Raw genomic sequence first — 17,295 nt, 5'->3', positions numbered from 1 at the left:
ACATGAAATGATGGAACACAGCCGACAACATACCGAACATACCAAAAAGCGATATAACGCTACATCAGTTATTTATAACCTAATGGAGTGGCCGGTCGAGCAATTGTGGTATAAAAAATGGCGACAAAAACTATGGCAACAAATTCACGGACCAACGGTATTGGAAATCGGAGTAGGCACAGGCAAAAATATCCCCTACTATCCCGATGAGATTAAGTTAACAGGAATTGACCTTTCTCCGGGCATGCTAAAACGGGCCAAACAACTGCTTGATAAAAAGCAACAAGACCGTGTTACCCTTAAAGAGATGGATGCCCAAGACATGGACTTTCCTGACAACCACTTCGACGATCTGGTTGCCACTTTCGTGTTTTGCTCGGTGCCCGATCCCATATTGGGATTAAAGGAAGCCCTGCGCGTCACCAAGTCCAGCGGGAAACTGTATCTGCTAGAACACATGAAGCCGGAACAACCCGTTTTGGCCGGCATAATAGAAAAACTGGATGCTCCCATTCATTATTTAAGTGGCGTTCATATTGCCCGCCAGACAGTTGCGAATGTTGAAAAGGCTGGATGGAATATTGTACGGGTGCAGGATCTAACCGCAATGGGCATCTTCAAAAGGATTGAAGCAAAAAAACCCCATTAAACCTCCTTATCTTTTGCCAGGGGAAATTCGACTACAAACGTACTCCCTTTGTCTTGTCCCTCACTGTAGGCGCGAATTTTTCCGTTATATAATTCTACAATTGCCTTAACAAGTGGCAGCCCCAAGCCACTTCCGGACTGCTCCTGCACTTCTGACTCATTTGCGCGATAAAACCGTTCAAACAGGTGCTTTTTGGTCTCCTTATCAAAACCGATCCCAGTATCACTCAGGTGGATAACAGCTTTGTCACTACTTCGTTGAAGTTTCAGGTTTACCTTTCCGCTACCAGACGTATATTTTACCGCATTTTCAAGCAGATTATTGACAACCTCCTCAATATATGCTCCATGCGCGCGAACGTGCAGGTCGGGATCAATCTGCGTTTGAATATTGATGTTCTTGCCTTGGGCATTTTCCTGGTGTTTACTCGCTACTGCTTCTGTGATGCGGCTTATATTAACGATATCCGGCTCAGAACGATGCACCGATTCTACTCTTGACAGCTGAAGCAACAGATGAACCATCTCACTCATTCGACGGGTTTCTGTTAACATCCGTTGAATAGTTTCCCGATATTCTTCCTTGGATCGAGGTTTCCGCAGCATAATTTCCGCATCGCTTCTCAGGGATGATAGGGGCGTCATCAATTCGTGGGCCGCATCGGAGGTAAAGCGTTTTTCACGCTCAAAGCCTTTTTGCAGGCGATTAAGCATTATATTAAAGGTTTCTGCCAGCTCGGTTAGCTCATCCCGCACCTGGTAGTTGACCGGAATGCGATTATCCAAATCCGTCGCGGAAATGTTTTTAGCAGCCTCAATAATAGAAGCAACCGGTGACAGTGCCCGCCTGGAAAGCCAGTATCCCCCCAGAATCGAAAATGCAACACTAATAGCTATCAATATGATGATATACCGCCTGAAGCGGTTTAGCTCTTCATGAAGGGTCCACTCGAAGCCAGTAACCTCCAGCCAACCTCGTAGTTGATCATCGTTGTCTTTTATGGGATAGAAAAGCGTCCGTGCCGGCAGATCTTGCCACTGGCTGCTAAAGGAATACTCTTCGGTTGCATTGGGGATATCAGTTTCCAATGGCTGGTCGACATTGGTAAAGTTCGGACTCCTGTAGATAAGCTGCCCTTCTTGAGTATATATCCTAACGTAGGTGCCGTATTCTACACCACTTTTGAGTGCCGCATTCCTACTATACCCTGTAAGATCAATGGAGAGTGAATCTTCGGTGTTTATATGAGAAAACAACTGCTCAGCTTCAAAACGAAGGTGCCGGTCATAATTATGATGAATGGACTGATGAAACGTCTCGTACAGGAAATAGCCAAACAGACTGAGCATTAGGAATAAACTTAGCCCGTACCAAAATGCCAGTTTCTTGGAAATAGACAACCTGTCAAAAAAGGAGGTGACACGCGCCACTATACTATTCATTTGTCTGTGTTAAATTGCTATTAAGGCGATAACCTGCTCCTCGTATGGTTTCAATGACCTTTGAATTATCCTCCAGGAAATCTTCCTCGCATTCTTCAAATGATTCAGCCAGCTTTTGTCGTAGCGTAGAGATTGTGGCTTCAATCGTGTTGTCACTGACGTAATACGCCGATCCCCAGACCCGCTCGGCAATCTGTGTTTTGGAAAAGACGGTCTCCGGTTCATTGAGCAAAAGTTCTAAAAGTATAAACTCCTTAGGTCGCAACGAACGCTTAATGCCACAAACTTTTACCCAATGCTTCCGCGAATCTAGTTCAATAGGTCCTACAGAAACAGGGTCATTATTCTGCATCTCCGAGGAACGCCGTCCTAATGCTCGAACGCGTGCCAGCAGCTCCTCAAAAGAAAATGGCTTACCCATATAATCATCGGCTCCGGCATCCAACCCCGCAACCTTGTGATCCAAGTCTCCCAGTGCTGTTAACATAAGGACTGGAAAAGATCGGTCTTCTGCACGCCAATGCTCCAAAATTTGCTTGCCATCACGGTTAGGCAGCCGCCAGTCCAGTACTACCATATCGTAATCATTCACCAGTCCCTGTAGCTCAGCCTCCTCTCCGTCGTGCATTACTTCCACTACATGTCCCTCTTCTTCCAGTCCACGCTTGAGGGAACGGGCAAGCTGTTTTTCATCTTCAACTAATAATATCCACATAAAACTGTAATTCTATTTCATGAAATAACACCCTAAGATAAAAGACACTGACCAATAATGTTTTAAGCTTAATTTAAGGTTCAGTTTGTATGTTTCGGTTCGACATTTGGAAACCAACGTTTTAACTAATTAAAAACAATAGGTTACGCTGATTTATGAGTGACGATAATAATGGTATGAATCGCCGCACCTTTCTCCGATATGCTGGCTCCCTGGCAGCTTTTGCCGGGGCAAGTGCGGTATTGCCGGGCTACGCGTTAGCGGGCTTCGGCAGCAAGAATCGGGAAGTGTTAACTCCCAAGGGCCCCGACGATGTCATTGATTTGACAATCGGTAAAATGCCGCACAAGATTGACGGTAAGCGGGGCGAAGCCATTGGCATCAACGGTTCGGTGCCAGGGCCCTTAATCCGCCTGCAAGAAGGACAAGACGTAATGCTTCGAGTAACCAACAAACTGGATGATACGACTTCCATCCACTGGCACGGGATCCTGTTGCCCTTCCAGATGGATGGCGTACCCGGAGTTAGTTTTGACGGCATCGCTCCCGGTGAGACCTTTGAATACCGGTATCCGGTACGGCAGAATGGGACCTATTGGTACCATAGTCACTCGGGACTGCAGGAACAGCTTGGCCACTACGGACCGCTGGTCATTGATCCCGCTGATGAGGATCCGGTTGAATATGATCGGGACTACCCGATTGTACTTTCCGACTGGACGTTCGAAGATCCTCACGACGTGTTAGCCAACAACATCAAAATGGAGGGCTATTACAACTACCAGAAGCGCGACCTTGGCGAATTCTTCAGCGATGTTAAAAAGAACGGCCTTGGCGACACGATTAAAGACTATGCCATGTTCGGGAATATGCGGATGAGCGCCACCGATCTACTGGATGTCACCGGCGCTACCTACACCTACTTGATGAATGGCCACGGCCCAAACTCCAACTGGAACGCCCTGTTCAAGAAAGGGGAAAAAGTGCGCCTGCGATTTATCAATGCCTCAGCGGGTACTACTGCTTTTGATGTTCGCATTCCCGGCCTGGAGATGACTGTGGTAGCAGCCGATGGACAGAATGTAGAGCCGGTACCCATTGACGAATTTCGCATCGGTATTGCCGAAACCTATGATGTTGTCGTAGAACCCAAAGAAGAAAAGCCTTATACCATTTTTGCCGAATCCCTGGACCGCAGCGGCTATGCCCGTGGCACGCTTGCACCACGCAAAGGCATGTCAGCACAAGTGCCTGATCTCCGCTCCCGGCCCAAACGGGATATGAAAGACATGGGCATGATGATGTCAATGAGCGGCATGGATATGGAAGGCGACGACATGGAAGGAATGGACCATGGGGATATGAATCACGGAGATATGAATCATGGAAACATGGATATGTCCAAAGACTCCAAATTCCCCGTAAAACATGGTCCCGACAAGCACGGACCGGGCGCTGCTGCTATTGCCCAAAACCAGTTTGACCGGCTCGACGAACCCGGAATCGGCCTCGGCAACGACGGTCGTAAAGTTCTGGTCTATAATGATCTGCGGAGCTTGCGTCCCAATAAAGACACGCGCGACGCCCAGCGGGAAGTTGAACTGCACCTGACCGGCAACATGGAACGGTATATGTGGTCTTTCGACGGCAAGCAATTCCATGAAGTAGATGGCCCCATCGAGTTTACCCACAACGAGCGCCTGCGTCTCACACTGGTCAACGACACCATGATGGAACATCCCATTCACCTGCACGGGATGTGGATGGAGCTGGAAAACGGCAATGGGCAGCATAATCCCCGGCAGCACACCCTGCTTGTACAACCGGCGCAGCGCATTTCAGCCCTTATTACGCCACGCGACAAGGGACGTTGGGCCTTCCACTGCCACATCCTTTATCACATGGAGCGCGGGATGTTCCGCGTAGTTCAGGTGGCCGATGAAAATGGAAGTATTTACGGGCAGGACTATTCGTAAACAGACCCAGCGAGCCCTAAAAAACGAATTCTATCTGACATACAAATTTGTATCATAATGACCATAATTAAACGCGCCTCATTATTCATTCTCACTACAGTAGTTATTATTGTAATGGCTGGCAGCTCAGCCTTAGCACAGAAGGCACCTGAGTTCAGCAACGATCTGATGATGGACGATAAAACCTACGTCTACCTGATTGCTGAAAAACTGGAATACCGAAGCGTCAGCGGCATTAATCCCCTGATGTGGGAAGTGCAAGGCTATGTGGGCAAAGACCTAAATAAGTTCTGGTTTAAATCCCACGGCGAAGCATTGACCACCGAACGTGAGGCCGAGATGGAGTTTCAGGGCCTTTACAGCCGCGCCATTGGGCCTTACTTTGACATCCAAGGTGGAATCCGCTATGACCTGGCCTATGAAGGCGGGGGCAACAAGTCCAGAGGCTTTGCCGTGATTGGCCTGCAAGGCATGGCGCCTTATTTCTTTCACGTGGATGGCGGTATGTTCTTCAGTGAAGACGGCGACATTTCTGCCTCCCTGGAAGCTGTATATGACCTGTTGTTTACCCAGCGACTTATCGGTCAGCCGGTGTTTGAGACCAGTATTGCCGTGCAAGAAGTATCCGAATGGGGCGTCGGATCCGGCTTTAACAACATTGGGCTGGGCTTCCGGCTTCGCTATGAATTCGCGCGGGAGTTTGCACCCTACATTGGTATCAACTGGGAGCGAAAGCTGGGCGAAACCGCCGAAATGGCTCGCGCTGGGGGCGGAAATGCCAGCAACCTAAGTCTCCTGGGCGGAGTTCGCATGTGGTTTTAGTGAATTATTCTGATACTTTTGCTTTATAAAATCAATTGATACAATCAGAAGAGTATTATGCATGATTTTAATTTCTTTGGAGGTGGGTGGATGATGTTCGTCTGGTGGTTCATAATCATTGTACTGGTCATAATAGCCATTCGAGCTCTAATAAACTCCAATCAAAACAAACAGAACAACAAAACGCCCATGGAAATCCTTAAGCGCCGGTATGCCAATGGGGAAATTGATGAAGAGGAGTTCCACAGGCGAAAGCAAGAATTACAAAAATAATTTAAATGAATAGGAAAACCTTCTTAAAGTATACGGGAGCCGGTGCTGGATTCTTATTGGCCCCTTCTGTTATCACCTCCTGTATGAATGCCGGTAGTAATGATTCGGATGTCTATGGCTTCCCCCTACAATTTCCCGATACCCTGAATAGTGATCAGCTTCAGGCTTCTCGCAGTAACCTTACGATTGCGGAACAATATACTTTGGACGGCCTGCAGTTTAACGGGAGCCTGCCGGGTCCGATTGTTCGCATAAAAAGAGGAGAGCGATTCCATGTTCAATTTCAAAATGACATAGGCCAGGAAAGCATCATCCATTGGCATGGCATGATTGTGCCACCTGACATGGACGGACATCCCAAGGATGTTATTTCCGAAGGAAGCTACCCCTATGAGTTTACAATTAATCAGCGAGCCGGGACCTATTGGTATCATCCTCACCCACATAAAATTACAGGTCCACAAGTTTATCGGGGATTAGCGGGATTTTTTATCGTGACTGACGATGAGGAGCAAGCGTTAAACCTTCCTTCCGGGGATTACGAACTACCGTTGGTCATTCAGGATCGAAAAATAGATGACTCCGGGAATATTTACTATAATCCTTCTACGCCGGAGCGCATGATGACGGGTTATCTGGGTGGCCATATTTTAGTAAACGGCATACCCAATCCTTATCACGAAGTACAGCCTCGGCCCTACCGGTTGCGGTTGCTAAATGGCTCAAATGCCCGGATCTATAACATTGCATTCCGTAACGGAAATTCGTTTACAGTGATCGGTTCAGACGGGGGGCTTTTACCACAACCCGTTGAATCTAACGAGCTTTTACTGGCTCCCGGAGAACGTGCGGATATTTTGGTGGATTTTTCTAATGGATTCTCCAATAACTCCGCAGAATTAATCAGTAAGGAATTCTCAGTGCCATCTAATGGTGGCATGATGGGAAATATGTCCCAATTGATGGGACAAAGCGGACCGGAGCAAGGCAGCGAATTTCCGCTAATGGAGTTTCGGATAGGTAATGAGGCCGACTCTTCCGCTCCAATAGATCTTCCCCGGCAACTCTCTGATATTAATTTCCCCAATGAAGAGGATGCCGAGCGCACGCGAAGTATCGAGCTGAATATGGAGATGATGAGAGGCCACACCATAAACGGACGCCAGTTTGAAATGCTTCGAGTGGATGAGGAGGTATCCCAGGGAGATACCGAAATTTGGGAGTTTATCAACAACTCCGCCGTCCCTCATCCCATGCATATTCATGTGGTGCAATTTAAGGTGCTAAGCCGAAGCGGAAGCCGAGGCCTGCTCCCAACCGAAACCGGATGGAAAGATACTGTGCTGGTCATGCCCGGGGAACGAGTTCGCGTGATAATGACATTCGACGCTCCAAAAGGATTGTATGTATTTCACTGCCATAATCTTGAACATGAAGATGCGGGTATGATGGCAAACCTAAAGATAGTGTAATGAATCAGAATACAACTCTGCATATTGTTTTCTGGGCATTTATTCTACACACGGTATGGGAGTTTACACAGTGTTTATTTTTATATAGTATGTGGGACTGGCCTTTCTGGGAAGCTACTATTTGGATGTGGGCGGCTATTTTCGGTGATATACTCATTGTCTTGGGTATCTGGAAAATGACCACTCTTCTTATGCCCTCCCAACATATTCAACCTTCTAACTTAAAAGAATATGCACTACTGATAGGCATCAGTTTTCCCCTGAGTATTTTTCTGGAGTGGGTGGCAAAAGTGCTGGACCTATGGGAATATTCTTCGAATATGGCTGTAATTGAACTCTTGAATTATCAAGTAGGCCTGTCCCCAATACTGCAGATAACCTTTTTACCGGCCCTTAGCCTTTATCTTGCAGAAAAGAGCACAAAAAAGTTCAATCACCGGACAAAATAACCTTCATTATGGATTTTATTAATCTTTATGGCGAATCAGCAAAAACAGCCCTCGGGTTCTTCTGGAAATCCGGCTGGGCTTTTGTGCTCGGTTATTTTGTCAGCGGGATGATCCAGGCGTTTGTTCCCAAAAAAGAACTCACTAAATATATGGGCAACGCGGACCTTAAAAGCATTTCCCTGTCTACGTTCTTTGGCGCGGCTTCTTCCTCGTGTTCGTTTGCCGCACTGGCTGCCGCCCGTTCCCTTGTCAAAAAAGGAGCTCACTTTATTGCAGCTGTGGCCTTTATGTTTGCATCCACCAATCTGGTCATTGAGCTGGGAATTCTAATCCTCATCTTTCTGGGATGGCAATTCCTGGCCGCGGAACTTGTTGGAGGACTCGTACTTATCGCCATAAGCAGTTTGCTTATCAAATGGACCTATCCCGAAAGCTGGCTGCAGGCAGCCCGCGAAAAGGTGGAACAAGATGACGATGGACTGACCGAAGATTTCGACTGGAAAGAGCGCATCACCAGCAAAGAAGGATGGCAGTTGGTCGGACACAAGTTTGTCAACGACTGGAAGATGGCCTGGGAGGATATTTTGATTGGCTTCACCATCGCTGGATTTGTAGCCGTACTAGTACCCGAATCGTTCTGGACCACGCTTTTCCTGGCGGATGCCCAACATCTACCTGATTGGCTGGTGACGCTTGAAAATGCCATGGTAGCCCCGTTTGTGGCAGCATCCACTTTTATCGGCTCGATGGGCAACATCCCACTGGCAACGGTACTCAATCAAAATGGAGTCCTATTTGCCGGTATCATGGGCTTTATCTACTCCGACCTGATGGTACCCCCATTGGTCCATATCAATGCCAAATACTACGGCTGGCGGGTCGCTCTCTATATTGCAGGAATCATGTTTGTCAGCATTGTACTGACGGCCTTGATTCTGAACGGGCTCTTCTCATTTTTGGGCATTGTACCGGAAAGCAGGCGCGTAGTTTCGGAGATCACTCAATTCAAAATCGACTACACCTTCTGGATGAACCTTGTTTTTGTGTGGATTGCGGGAGCCTTGGTGTGGCTGCATAAAAAATACCTGCAGAGCCACGAAATGAAAATGATGGACATGGAAAGCGGTGGTAAGATTAAGAAAACCGCCGTTTACCTGTTTATCGCTATTCTTTCCGGTGGACTTATTTCATTTTTGGTTACTGCAATCTAGCTTCTGTAAATAGCTGATTACACTATGAAAAGAGTTTAAGCTTAATTTAAGGTTGGTACATTATCTTTTAAGTTTCGCAGACTGTCATTTTCTGTAATCACCATTAAATGTGATGTTATTTACAATTTAAACGTAGAGGTTTGAGGATTTTTATGGAATTGATTCCCGAATGGGCCCCCAACATACACCCGATGCTGGTTCACTTTCCCATTGCTATTATTCTGTTGGCAGTATTGATGGACTTGCTAAACTTCTTTCTACCCGATAAATGGTGGGATGATCTGAAATCTACCATCCTATATAGTATTGGCGCAGTATCAGGTATAGCCGCTTACTATACCGGGACCTGGGCGGCCGACAGCGTGTTTTTGCCGTCGGGAGCGCAATCGGTTTTGAATGAACATGCTGATTGGGCCCTGTGGACCGTCTGGTTCTTTGGAATCTATGCCGTATCGCGGATTCTGCTCCACTGGTATCAAAAAATGGATCATAAAGCGATTAGAATTGGGCTGTTTGCCCTTGCCTTGCCCGGAGTGTTCTTTCTCTATGAAACAGGAGATCATGGTGCTGAAATGGTCTTTGGCTATGGAGCGGGTACCGGTCAGCTAGTAGAGCAACAAAGCAATACCTCCGTCTCTACTGATAGTCTGCAACAAGATGAATCAACATTTAACGTCAGTGATAATGGCAACTGGTCATGGAAAATCGGTGCCAATGGTGTTAGTACCCTACTTTCTCGGTTCCGGTGGCTGGAAGGGTCAGCCTCCCAGCTGCAGCCAACCATAGTTAACAGCGGCAACAATCACCTGCTTAGGATATCGGCTGACTCTATCACGAATTTCTTTGTAGGAAAGGACTCATTTCAAAACGTGCAGGTTGACTACTACCTGGATCTGTCCGATTTCAATGGAAAGATATCTCTCGTCAATCACGTGCAGGATGACCAAAACTATGATTTTGTAACGCTTTCTTCCGAAGGAACCATATCCCAGGGACGGGTAAGCGGGGGCAACAGTCAAGTATTTGCCGAAGAATCCTATTCAGCTTCGGGCATGCTCTTTATTCGTACGGTTGGCAACGGCACGCATTTCCGCGGCTACATCAACAAAGAGATGGTAGTCCATGGCCATGGCGATGCTCCCGAGGCCGGAAGTGTGGGGCTAAAGCTAAATGGAACTGGAACCATACTTATTGATCGGATGACCTTAACGCAACTCAATTAATCATTAAAACTACGTTATGTTTACTCGAATATCATTAACTGCAGTTCTCCTATTCATAATTGGAACTTCCATTGCTGTAGGACAAAATTCTACGACAGAAAAAGAGGTAATCAACACGCTTGATGGATTCCACCAAGCTATTATTGATAATGACAGTCAGGCAGCCCAAAACCTACTATCAGAATCTGTACGAATCCTGGAAGGTGGAAATATCGAAACTAAGGAGGAATATTTATCTCACCACTTTCATTCTGATGGGAAATTTCTGAGTGCCATGAAGCGAGAAGTCGAATCACGAAATGTTACGATTGAAGGTAATACCGCCTGGGTCTCAACTCACTCGCAAACTTGGGGTACCTATAGCGATAGAAAATTAGATCTTAACAGTCTCGAACTGGCTGTTCTTAAGAAGGAAGAAGGTCATTGGCAAATCACCGCCCTTCATTGGTCCTCGGCTAGTCGAAACTAAGTCTTAGTTCATTACTTTGTCTCAAAGTCCTGCATTAATGGTGCAGGACTTTTTTTTATTAAAAACCCCGGGATGATTTAAGGTTCATTTAAGGTAGTTGGTGTTAGTTTAGTCAGAAATAAGATAAGAAACTCTTTTTTCCGTTGACTGAACTAAATACACAGCAATAACTATGAACAAAATCATCTTTGCGCCCCTGATCTTACTCCTTCCTTTTTTGTTGATAGCCCCATTAGCAGTAAAAGGACAGACTAATGATTCAACGCTTGTTCTGGATGAACTGATCCAAAAAGTATTGGTCCAAAATCCTGAACTACAATCTTCATTTCAGGGATGGGAGGCTAGCAAAACCAGAATATCGCAACAGGAAGCGTTGCCTGACCCAACGCTGGGTTTAAGTCTTATGAACTTGCCGGTCAACAGCTTTGCCTTGGACCAGGAACCAATGACCGGCAAGCAAATCTCCCTGATGCAGCACTTTCCTTTCCCGGGTAAGCTCGGCCTTAAAGGAGACATTGCACGCAGCGAGTCAGACATAACTTTGCAACAGTATCGTGAGCTCAAAAATCAGCTGATAAAGAAAACCAAGCAGGCCTATTACGATCTCTATTACATCGATCAAGCTCTTGCAACAGTAGCAAACAATCAAGAGCTGCTCAAAGAATTCGTAGAAATTGCGGAAACGCGATATGGTGTGGGCAAGGGCATTCAGCAAGATGTACTGCGAGCACAGGTGGCCCTTTCCAAGATGATTGACCGCGAACTCAAACTTCGCCAGCAGCGTGAAGCGATGCAGGCCCAAATTAACACACTGATAGATCAGCCGGCAGATGCCCCACTTGGGAGACCGTTGGCTTCTGAACCGAAACCGAAGAAGTACGATTTAAGCTCACTCATTCAGCAAGCCGACAGCACCAGCCCCATGCTTTCTGCATGGAAAACGGCTGTAAAACAAAGTGGGCAAAAGGTAGATTTGGCTCTCAAAGACCGCTATCCCGATTTTGCAGTAGGGCTGGCCTATACCCAACGAAACGAACTTCAAAACGGAATGCCGGGCTACGATTTTGTCTCGGCCATGTTCAATGTCAAGATTCCACTGTTTTACAACAAGAAACAGGACAAAAAGGTACAGGAGACCCGGATTAGGCAATCTTCCGTGGAATATCGCTACCTAAATGTAGCAAACTCCGTTGAACAAATGCTCCAGCAGTCGTTGACCAACCTAGAAAAACACCTGAGGCTGGTTGATCTCTACAAAACCGGCATTATTCCACAGGCCGAGGAGTCGCTTGAATCTTCGATCGCCGGTTATCAAAATGATAAAGTGGACTTCCTTTCCCTGCTCGACAGTGAACTGACGCTTTTTGAATTTCGCCTCGATTACCATCGATTTGTGGCCGATTACCATAAGGCCGTAGTAGAACTGGAAGCCCTAACTGGCACCGACCTTTAAACCATTTTAGAAAAACGGAACAATGAGGACCAACACCATGAATACCAAATCTATACTTCTTTCCCTAGCTGTAATTGCCATCTTTACACTGGGCGGCTACTGGCTAGGGACGCAAACTACTAACAATTCAGCATCAACTACTCAAACCGCTGAAGAGATGCAGGATACATCGAAATCCGATACCAAGAAACAGGGAGAACGCGAAATACTGTACTGGCAAGCTCCGATGAATCCGAGTGAAATTTATGACCAACCCGGCAAATCCAGTATGGGTATGGATTTGGTTCCGGTATATGCCGATGGAGCAAACAGCTCGGAAGGTATGATAACAATAAATCCGGTTGTCGTTCAAAACATGAATGTGAGAACGGCCCCGGTTCAAAAAAAAGACCTATCAACGGTCCTCCGCGCTGTTGGTAAGGTTGAATACGATGAGCAGAAGCTCTTTAATGTAAATCCAAAAATTTCCGGTTGGGTAGAGCAGCTATATGTGGATTACACCGGTAAAATGGTCCAGCGCGGACAGCCATTGTTCAGCATCTATTCTCCCGAGCTTGTTACAACCCAACAAGAATACCTGCTTGCTCTGAAAACACAGAATAAGGTAGCTTCCAGTAGTTTTGAAACCATTCGTGCCGGTGGCAACAGCTTGCTTGAGGCTACTCGTAAACGGTTAGAATATTGGGACATTCCCGATTCAGAGATAAAACAACTGGAACAAAGTGGGGAAGTTAAAAAAGCAGTCACACTGAAATCGCCTGCGAAAGGAATGGTGCTTCATAAAAATGCCGTGGAAGGCGAGTATATTAAAGCGGGTACACCGGCGTATAAAATAGCAGATCTCTCATCTGTTTGGATACAAACGAGCGTTTACGACTACGAAGTGCCCTGGATTGAAGAGGGTCAACCCGCCCAAATGGAACTTTCCTATCAACCGGGTAAAACCTACGAGGGTACAGTTGCTTATATATATCCCAGCCTGGACCAGAAAACACGAACTGTTCAGGTACGACTGGAGTTTTCCAACCCTAATCTTGAACTAAAGCCCGGAATGTTTGCCAATGTGCGTATTCAAACAAGACCTAAGAAGAATGTTTCAGTCATTCCGAATGAGGCTATCATAAGAACCGGGGAACGTAACATCGTTTTTGTAGCCAAGGGAGAAGGTGCCTTTGAACCTCGCGAAGTAACCTTGGGAATGGAAGGTGGCGAGCGAAACAATGAAATTGAAATACTGGAAGGCGTAAAACCGGGTGAAGAGATTGTGACCTCAGCCCAATTCCTTTTTGATAGTGAAAGCCGCCTGCAAGAAGCTATCCAAAAAATGCTGCAGCAAAAGTATGACACTTCTGATATGGAAATGGAGAACCCGGATATGTCCGGCGGGGAAATGAACCATGATGAGATGCCGGCCGACACTACCGATCATTCAAACATGAATATGTGAATCCATGGGTAAAGTTAAAGCACAAACCCTTTTTAACATTTTGGAGATTTAAGAAATGCTGCAAAAAATAATTGAACTTTCCGTTAACAACCGCTTTATGGTGATTATAGCCAGTATTCTGATACTGGCAGGCGGTACATATGCGATGTATCAAACCCCCGTGGATGCCATTCCGGATCTCAGTGACGTGCAAGTCATTGTCTTTACCAAATATCCCGGTCAGGCCCCGCAAGTTGTCGAGGACCAGGTCACCTATCCGCTAACCACTACTATGATGTCGGTGCCTAATTCAAAGGTAGTCCGAGGCTATTCATTCTTCGGGCTTTCCTTTATTTACATCATTTTTGAAGATGATACCGATATGTATTGGGCCCGAAGCCGGGTATTGGAATACCTTAATACTGCAAGTGGTAGCCTGCCGGAAGGGGTTACACCCACACTTGGTCCGGATGCCACTGGAGTTGGTTGGGTCTACGAGTACGTGCTGGATGGTGGAGACAAGTACGACCTCCAACAGTTGCGCTCTATTCAGGACTGGTTCCTTAAATACGAACTACTCAGTGTGGACGGGGTAGCCGAAGTAGCCAGCATCGGCGGCCATGTCAAACAATACCAAGTAGAAGTAGACCCTAATAAACTACTTGCTTACGATATTCCGCTGTCGAAAGTAAAAATGGCTATTAAACGCAGTAACAATGACGTAGGTGGCCGCTTGGTGGAGATGAGCGAAACCGAGTTTATGGTTCGTGGAAAGGGATACATTCAAACAGTTGAAGATGTTGAAAATGTGCCCATCGGTACCGATGGTAACGGCACGCCGGTGACTATTCGCAATGTGGCCAATGTACAAATTGGTCCGGACCTGCGCCGTGGTGTAGCTGATTGGAATGGTGAGGGAGAAACGGTAGGTGGTATAGTAATCATGCGGTTTGGTGAAAACGCTCTTCAAACCATTGACAACGTAAAGGCCAAATTGAAAGAACTTGAAAGCGGGCTTCCGGAGGGAATTACTATCAAAACGGCTTACGACCGCTCCAGTCTGATTAACCGGGCTATTGAATTTTTGGAGGAAAAACTGATAGAGGAAAGCATCGTTGTTGCTATCATTGTAATGATATTTCTGCTCCACTTCCGAAGCTCACTGGTAGCTATTATCAGTTTGCCGATTGGTATTCTGGCAGCCTTCATGGTGATGTATTTCCAGGGTATCAACGCCAACATCATGTCACTAAGTGGGATAGCCATTGCTATTGGAGCAATGGTGGATGCGGCCATCGTGATGGTGGAGAATGCGCATAAACACCTGGAAAAAGACCGGGGTAAAAAAGAGCATTGGCGGATTATTATAGATGCTTCCAAAGAGGTAGGGCCTGCATTGTTCTTCTCCCTGCTGATCATCACGGTCTCATTTCTACCGATCTTTGCTCTTGAGGGGCAGGAAGGCCGACTCTTTAAGCCCCTGGCCTTCACCAAAACCTATGCTATGGCCGCGGCGGCCCTGCTCTCGGTCACGCTCGTCCCAGTGCTGATGGGATACCTTATACGCGGAAAAATTCAACCCGAACATAAAAACCCCGTTAACCGGTTTTTAATATGGATTTACAGACCGGTAATAAATTTGGCATTACGTTTTAAATGGACCACCATCATAGCCTCCATTGCAATACTTGTGATATCTATCGTGCCACTGCAACGACTCGGTTCGGAATTCATGCCTCCTATCGAAGAGGGTGATCTGCTTTATATGCCGACCACCGACCCTGGCATCAGTATAACGAAGGCGAAAGAACTCCTGCAACAAACCGATAAAATTATCGCCACTTTCCCAGAAGTGGTATCGGTATTTGGTAAATCAGGACGAGCACAGACTTCTACAGATCCGGCACCGCTATCCATGTTTGAAACAATCATCCAGTTAAAACCTGAAGACCAGTGGCGAGAAGGGATGACCATGGATAAGCTGAAACAGGAAATGGATGCTGCCATTAAGATACCGGGGCTTACTAACGCCTGGACTATGCCGATCAAGACGCGAATAGATATGCTGTCTACAGGTATAAAAACACCGATTGGTATTAAAGTAACAGGGCCAGATCTTCAGACACTTTCCGATCTCAGTTCGGACATAGCCTCGGTAGTACGAGATGTACCCGGAACTTTGAGTGTCTTCGCTGACAAGACAACAGGAGGAAATTACCTGGATTTCAATATCGACCGTAAAGAAGCTGCTCGATATGGACTAACGACCGGTGACGTGCAGGATGTAATTCAGTCAGCTATCGGTGGTATGAACGTAACCGAGACGGTGGAAGGGCTGGAACGCTATCCGGTAAACGTACGGTATGCACGAGAGACCCGTGAAAATCTTACGGATCTTGGACGGGTATTGATTCCAACTCCTTCCGGAGCTCAAATACCCATTGAATACGTAGCCGACCTGCAGATCCGTAAAGACGCACCGGTGATTAAAACCGAGAATGCCCGCTATTCCAGCTGGATCTATGTGGACTTAACTACTTCTGATCTCGGAAACTATGTAAACCAAGCCCGACAGACCGTGGAAGAACGACTGGACATGCCCTCCGGGTACAGCCTAACCTGGAGTGGGCAATATGAATACATGGAACGAGCTAAAAAACGTCTACAAGTAGTAGTACCGATCACTTTGCTGATCATCTTTCTGTTACTCTACTTCAACTTCAAGAATCTCCAGGAGAGTTTGATCGTTTTGCTAACGCTCCCGTTCTCTCTGGTTGGTTCATTCTGGTTATTGTATATCCTGGATTATAATCTGAGTGTGGCTGTTGGGGTTGGTGCCATCGCCCTGGCTGGTGTTGCCGCAGAAATCGGGGTTATCATGCTCACATATCTGGATAATGCCTACAACGACCGAAAATATAATGACAAGATGAAGAACCTGGAAGATTTGAAACAGGCCATCTTTGAAGGATCTGCCCAGCGAATTCGCCCAATATTTATGACAGTTTGTGCCATCACCGGCGGGCTGCTTCCCATTATGTGGGGTGCGGGAACAGGAGCCACCGTCATGAAGCGGATTGCCGCCCCAATGGTTGGGGGTATGGTATCAGCAACGATACTTAGCCTTGTTGTAATACCGGTCATCTACTACCTCTGGAAAAGTCGGGAAGTGAAAAAATTAGCAGCAACAAGCGAAGACCAACAAATAACCAATTAGCAAACAAGAACAAGACCTGTCAGGTTTTGAAAACCTGACAGGTCTAACAAAAAGAGGCTATTATGAATGAAATAAAAGCATTTATTCGCAAACGAAAAGCAGAAGAAGTTATTGACGGATTGGAAGCCCAGGGCTTCTGTTGCATGACTCTAATGGATGTTATGGGACTAGGTAGGATGTCGGATCCCCAAAAAGCACAACTGTCGATCAGCATTGCTGAACGGTTTTCAAATATCATCAAGCTGGTTGTAGTGTGCGAGGAAAAGCACACCGACCAGGTTATCGACATCATTCGCAATCATGCAAGAAGCGGACAGCCCGGAGATGGTATTATCTACGTGACCCCGGTATCGCAATCGGTTCATATCCGTAGTGGAAAAACCGGTGGTGACTTCTTACAAAGTGAAAGGCATACGCACTAACAAGCTCGAAATAAATTCAGATAAATCTTATGAAATCGAAGACTTTTATATTTTTAGCATTACTAGTAATAGGTAT

General features: G+C 46.4%; 15 protein-coding genes. 13 read left to right on the top strand and 2 right to left on the bottom strand.

The features are described from left to right. The first annotated feature begins 7 nt into the window (after nt 1-7). Complete coding sequence (locus NC796_RS09935; protein WP_310684237.1) at nt 8-649, top strand: class I SAM-dependent methyltransferase; 642 nt, start codon at nt 8-10, stop codon at nt 647-649. Here the strand turns inward: NC796_RS09935 and NC796_RS09930 are convergent. Together NC796_RS09930 and NC796_RS09925 are read right to left on the bottom strand one after the other, a co-directional pair. Then, nucleotides 646-2,091: an ATP-binding protein gene (locus tag NC796_RS09930; RefSeq protein ID WP_310684236.1), complete on the bottom strand. Its 1,446-nt coding sequence runs from the start codon at nt 2,089-2,091 to the stop codon at nt 646-648. The genes NC796_RS09935 and NC796_RS09930 overlap by 4 nt on opposite strands. After that, the gene (locus NC796_RS09925; RefSeq protein WP_310684235.1) at nt 2,084-2,806 is read right to left on the bottom strand and encodes a response regulator transcription factor; all 723 of its coding nucleotides are present in this window, start codon (nt 2,804-2,806) and stop codon (nt 2,084-2,086) included. The genes NC796_RS09930 and NC796_RS09925 overlap by 8 nt, the downstream gene beginning before the upstream one ends. A gap of 155 nt (nt 2,807-2,961) precedes the next feature. On the opposite strand from NC796_RS09925, the gene NC796_RS09920 reads away from it, so the two are divergent. The 12 genes from NC796_RS09920 to NC796_RS09865 all read left to right on the top strand — a co-directional run bounded on the left by NC796_RS09920 (nt 2,962) and on the right by NC796_RS09865 (nt 17,219). Next, complete coding sequence (locus tag NC796_RS09920) at nt 2,962-4,782, top strand: copper resistance system multicopper oxidase (RefSeq protein ID WP_310684234.1); 1,821 nt, start codon at nt 2,962-2,964, stop codon at nt 4,780-4,782. A 57-nt stretch (nt 4,783-4,839) separates the two neighbouring features. Next, on the top strand, nt 4,840-5,604 hold the full coding sequence (locus NC796_RS09915; RefSeq protein WP_310684233.1) for a copper resistance protein B: 765 nt from the start codon (nt 4,840-4,842) through the stop codon (nt 5,602-5,604). 57 nt (nt 5,605-5,661) lie between these two features. Further along, nucleotides 5,662-5,877, top strand: a complete 216-nt coding sequence (locus NC796_RS09910; RefSeq protein WP_310684232.1) for an SHOCT domain-containing protein — start codon at nt 5,662-5,664, stop codon at nt 5,875-5,877. A gap of 5 nt (nt 5,878-5,882) precedes the next feature. Next, the gene (locus NC796_RS09905) at nt 5,883-7,349 is read left to right on the top strand and encodes a multicopper oxidase family protein (protein ID WP_310684231.1); all 1,467 of its coding nucleotides are present in this window, start codon (nt 5,883-5,885) and stop codon (nt 7,347-7,349) included. Further along, on the top strand, nt 7,349-7,798 hold the full coding sequence (locus NC796_RS09900; RefSeq protein WP_310684230.1) for a hypothetical protein: 450 nt from the start codon (nt 7,349-7,351) through the stop codon (nt 7,796-7,798). The genes NC796_RS09905 and NC796_RS09900 overlap by 1 nt, the downstream gene beginning before the upstream one ends. A gap of 8 nt (nt 7,799-7,806) precedes the next feature. Beyond that, entirely contained in the window at nt 7,807-9,009 is a 1,203-nt protein-coding gene (locus NC796_RS09895; RefSeq protein ID WP_310684229.1) for a permease, read from the top strand. Between the two features lie 152 nt (nt 9,010-9,161). Beyond that, nucleotides 9,162-10,232: a DUF2231 domain-containing protein gene (locus tag NC796_RS09890; protein ID WP_310684228.1), complete on the top strand. Its 1,071-nt coding sequence runs from the start codon at nt 9,162-9,164 to the stop codon at nt 10,230-10,232. Between the two features lie 16 nt (nt 10,233-10,248). Continuing rightward, entirely contained in the window at nt 10,249-10,701 is a 453-nt protein-coding gene (locus tag NC796_RS09885) for a nuclear transport factor 2 family protein (protein ID WP_310684227.1), read from the top strand. A gap of 172 nt (nt 10,702-10,873) precedes the next feature. Further along, nucleotides 10,874-12,154, top strand: a complete 1,281-nt coding sequence (locus NC796_RS09880; protein WP_310684226.1) for a TolC family protein — start codon at nt 10,874-10,876, stop codon at nt 12,152-12,154. A gap of 37 nt (nt 12,155-12,191) precedes the next feature. Continuing rightward, nucleotides 12,192-13,601, top strand: a complete 1,410-nt coding sequence (locus NC796_RS09875; RefSeq protein ID WP_310684225.1) for an efflux RND transporter periplasmic adaptor subunit — start codon at nt 12,192-12,194, stop codon at nt 13,599-13,601. A gap of 55 nt (nt 13,602-13,656) precedes the next feature. Next, the gene (locus NC796_RS09870; RefSeq protein WP_310684224.1) at nt 13,657-16,797 is read left to right on the top strand and encodes an efflux RND transporter permease subunit; all 3,141 of its coding nucleotides are present in this window, start codon (nt 13,657-13,659) and stop codon (nt 16,795-16,797) included. Nucleotides 16,798-16,859: 62 nt separating this feature from the next. Continuing rightward, nucleotides 16,860-17,219 (top strand): P-II family nitrogen regulator, encoded by a 360-nt coding sequence (locus NC796_RS09865; RefSeq protein ID WP_310684223.1) that lies wholly within the window; start codon nt 16,860-16,862, stop codon nt 17,217-17,219. The last annotated feature ends 76 nt before the right edge of the window (nt 17,220-17,295 follow it).

It is taken from the genome of Aliifodinibius sp. S!AR15-10 (genome assembly GCF_031569985.1).
In the GTDB taxonomy this organism is placed as follows: domain Bacteria; phylum Bacteroidota; class Rhodothermia; order Balneolales; family Balneolaceae; genus JAMQKA01.
The sequence above is the reverse complement of the archived record's forward strand: the minus strand, read 5'-3'. Positions and strand labels throughout refer to the sequence as shown.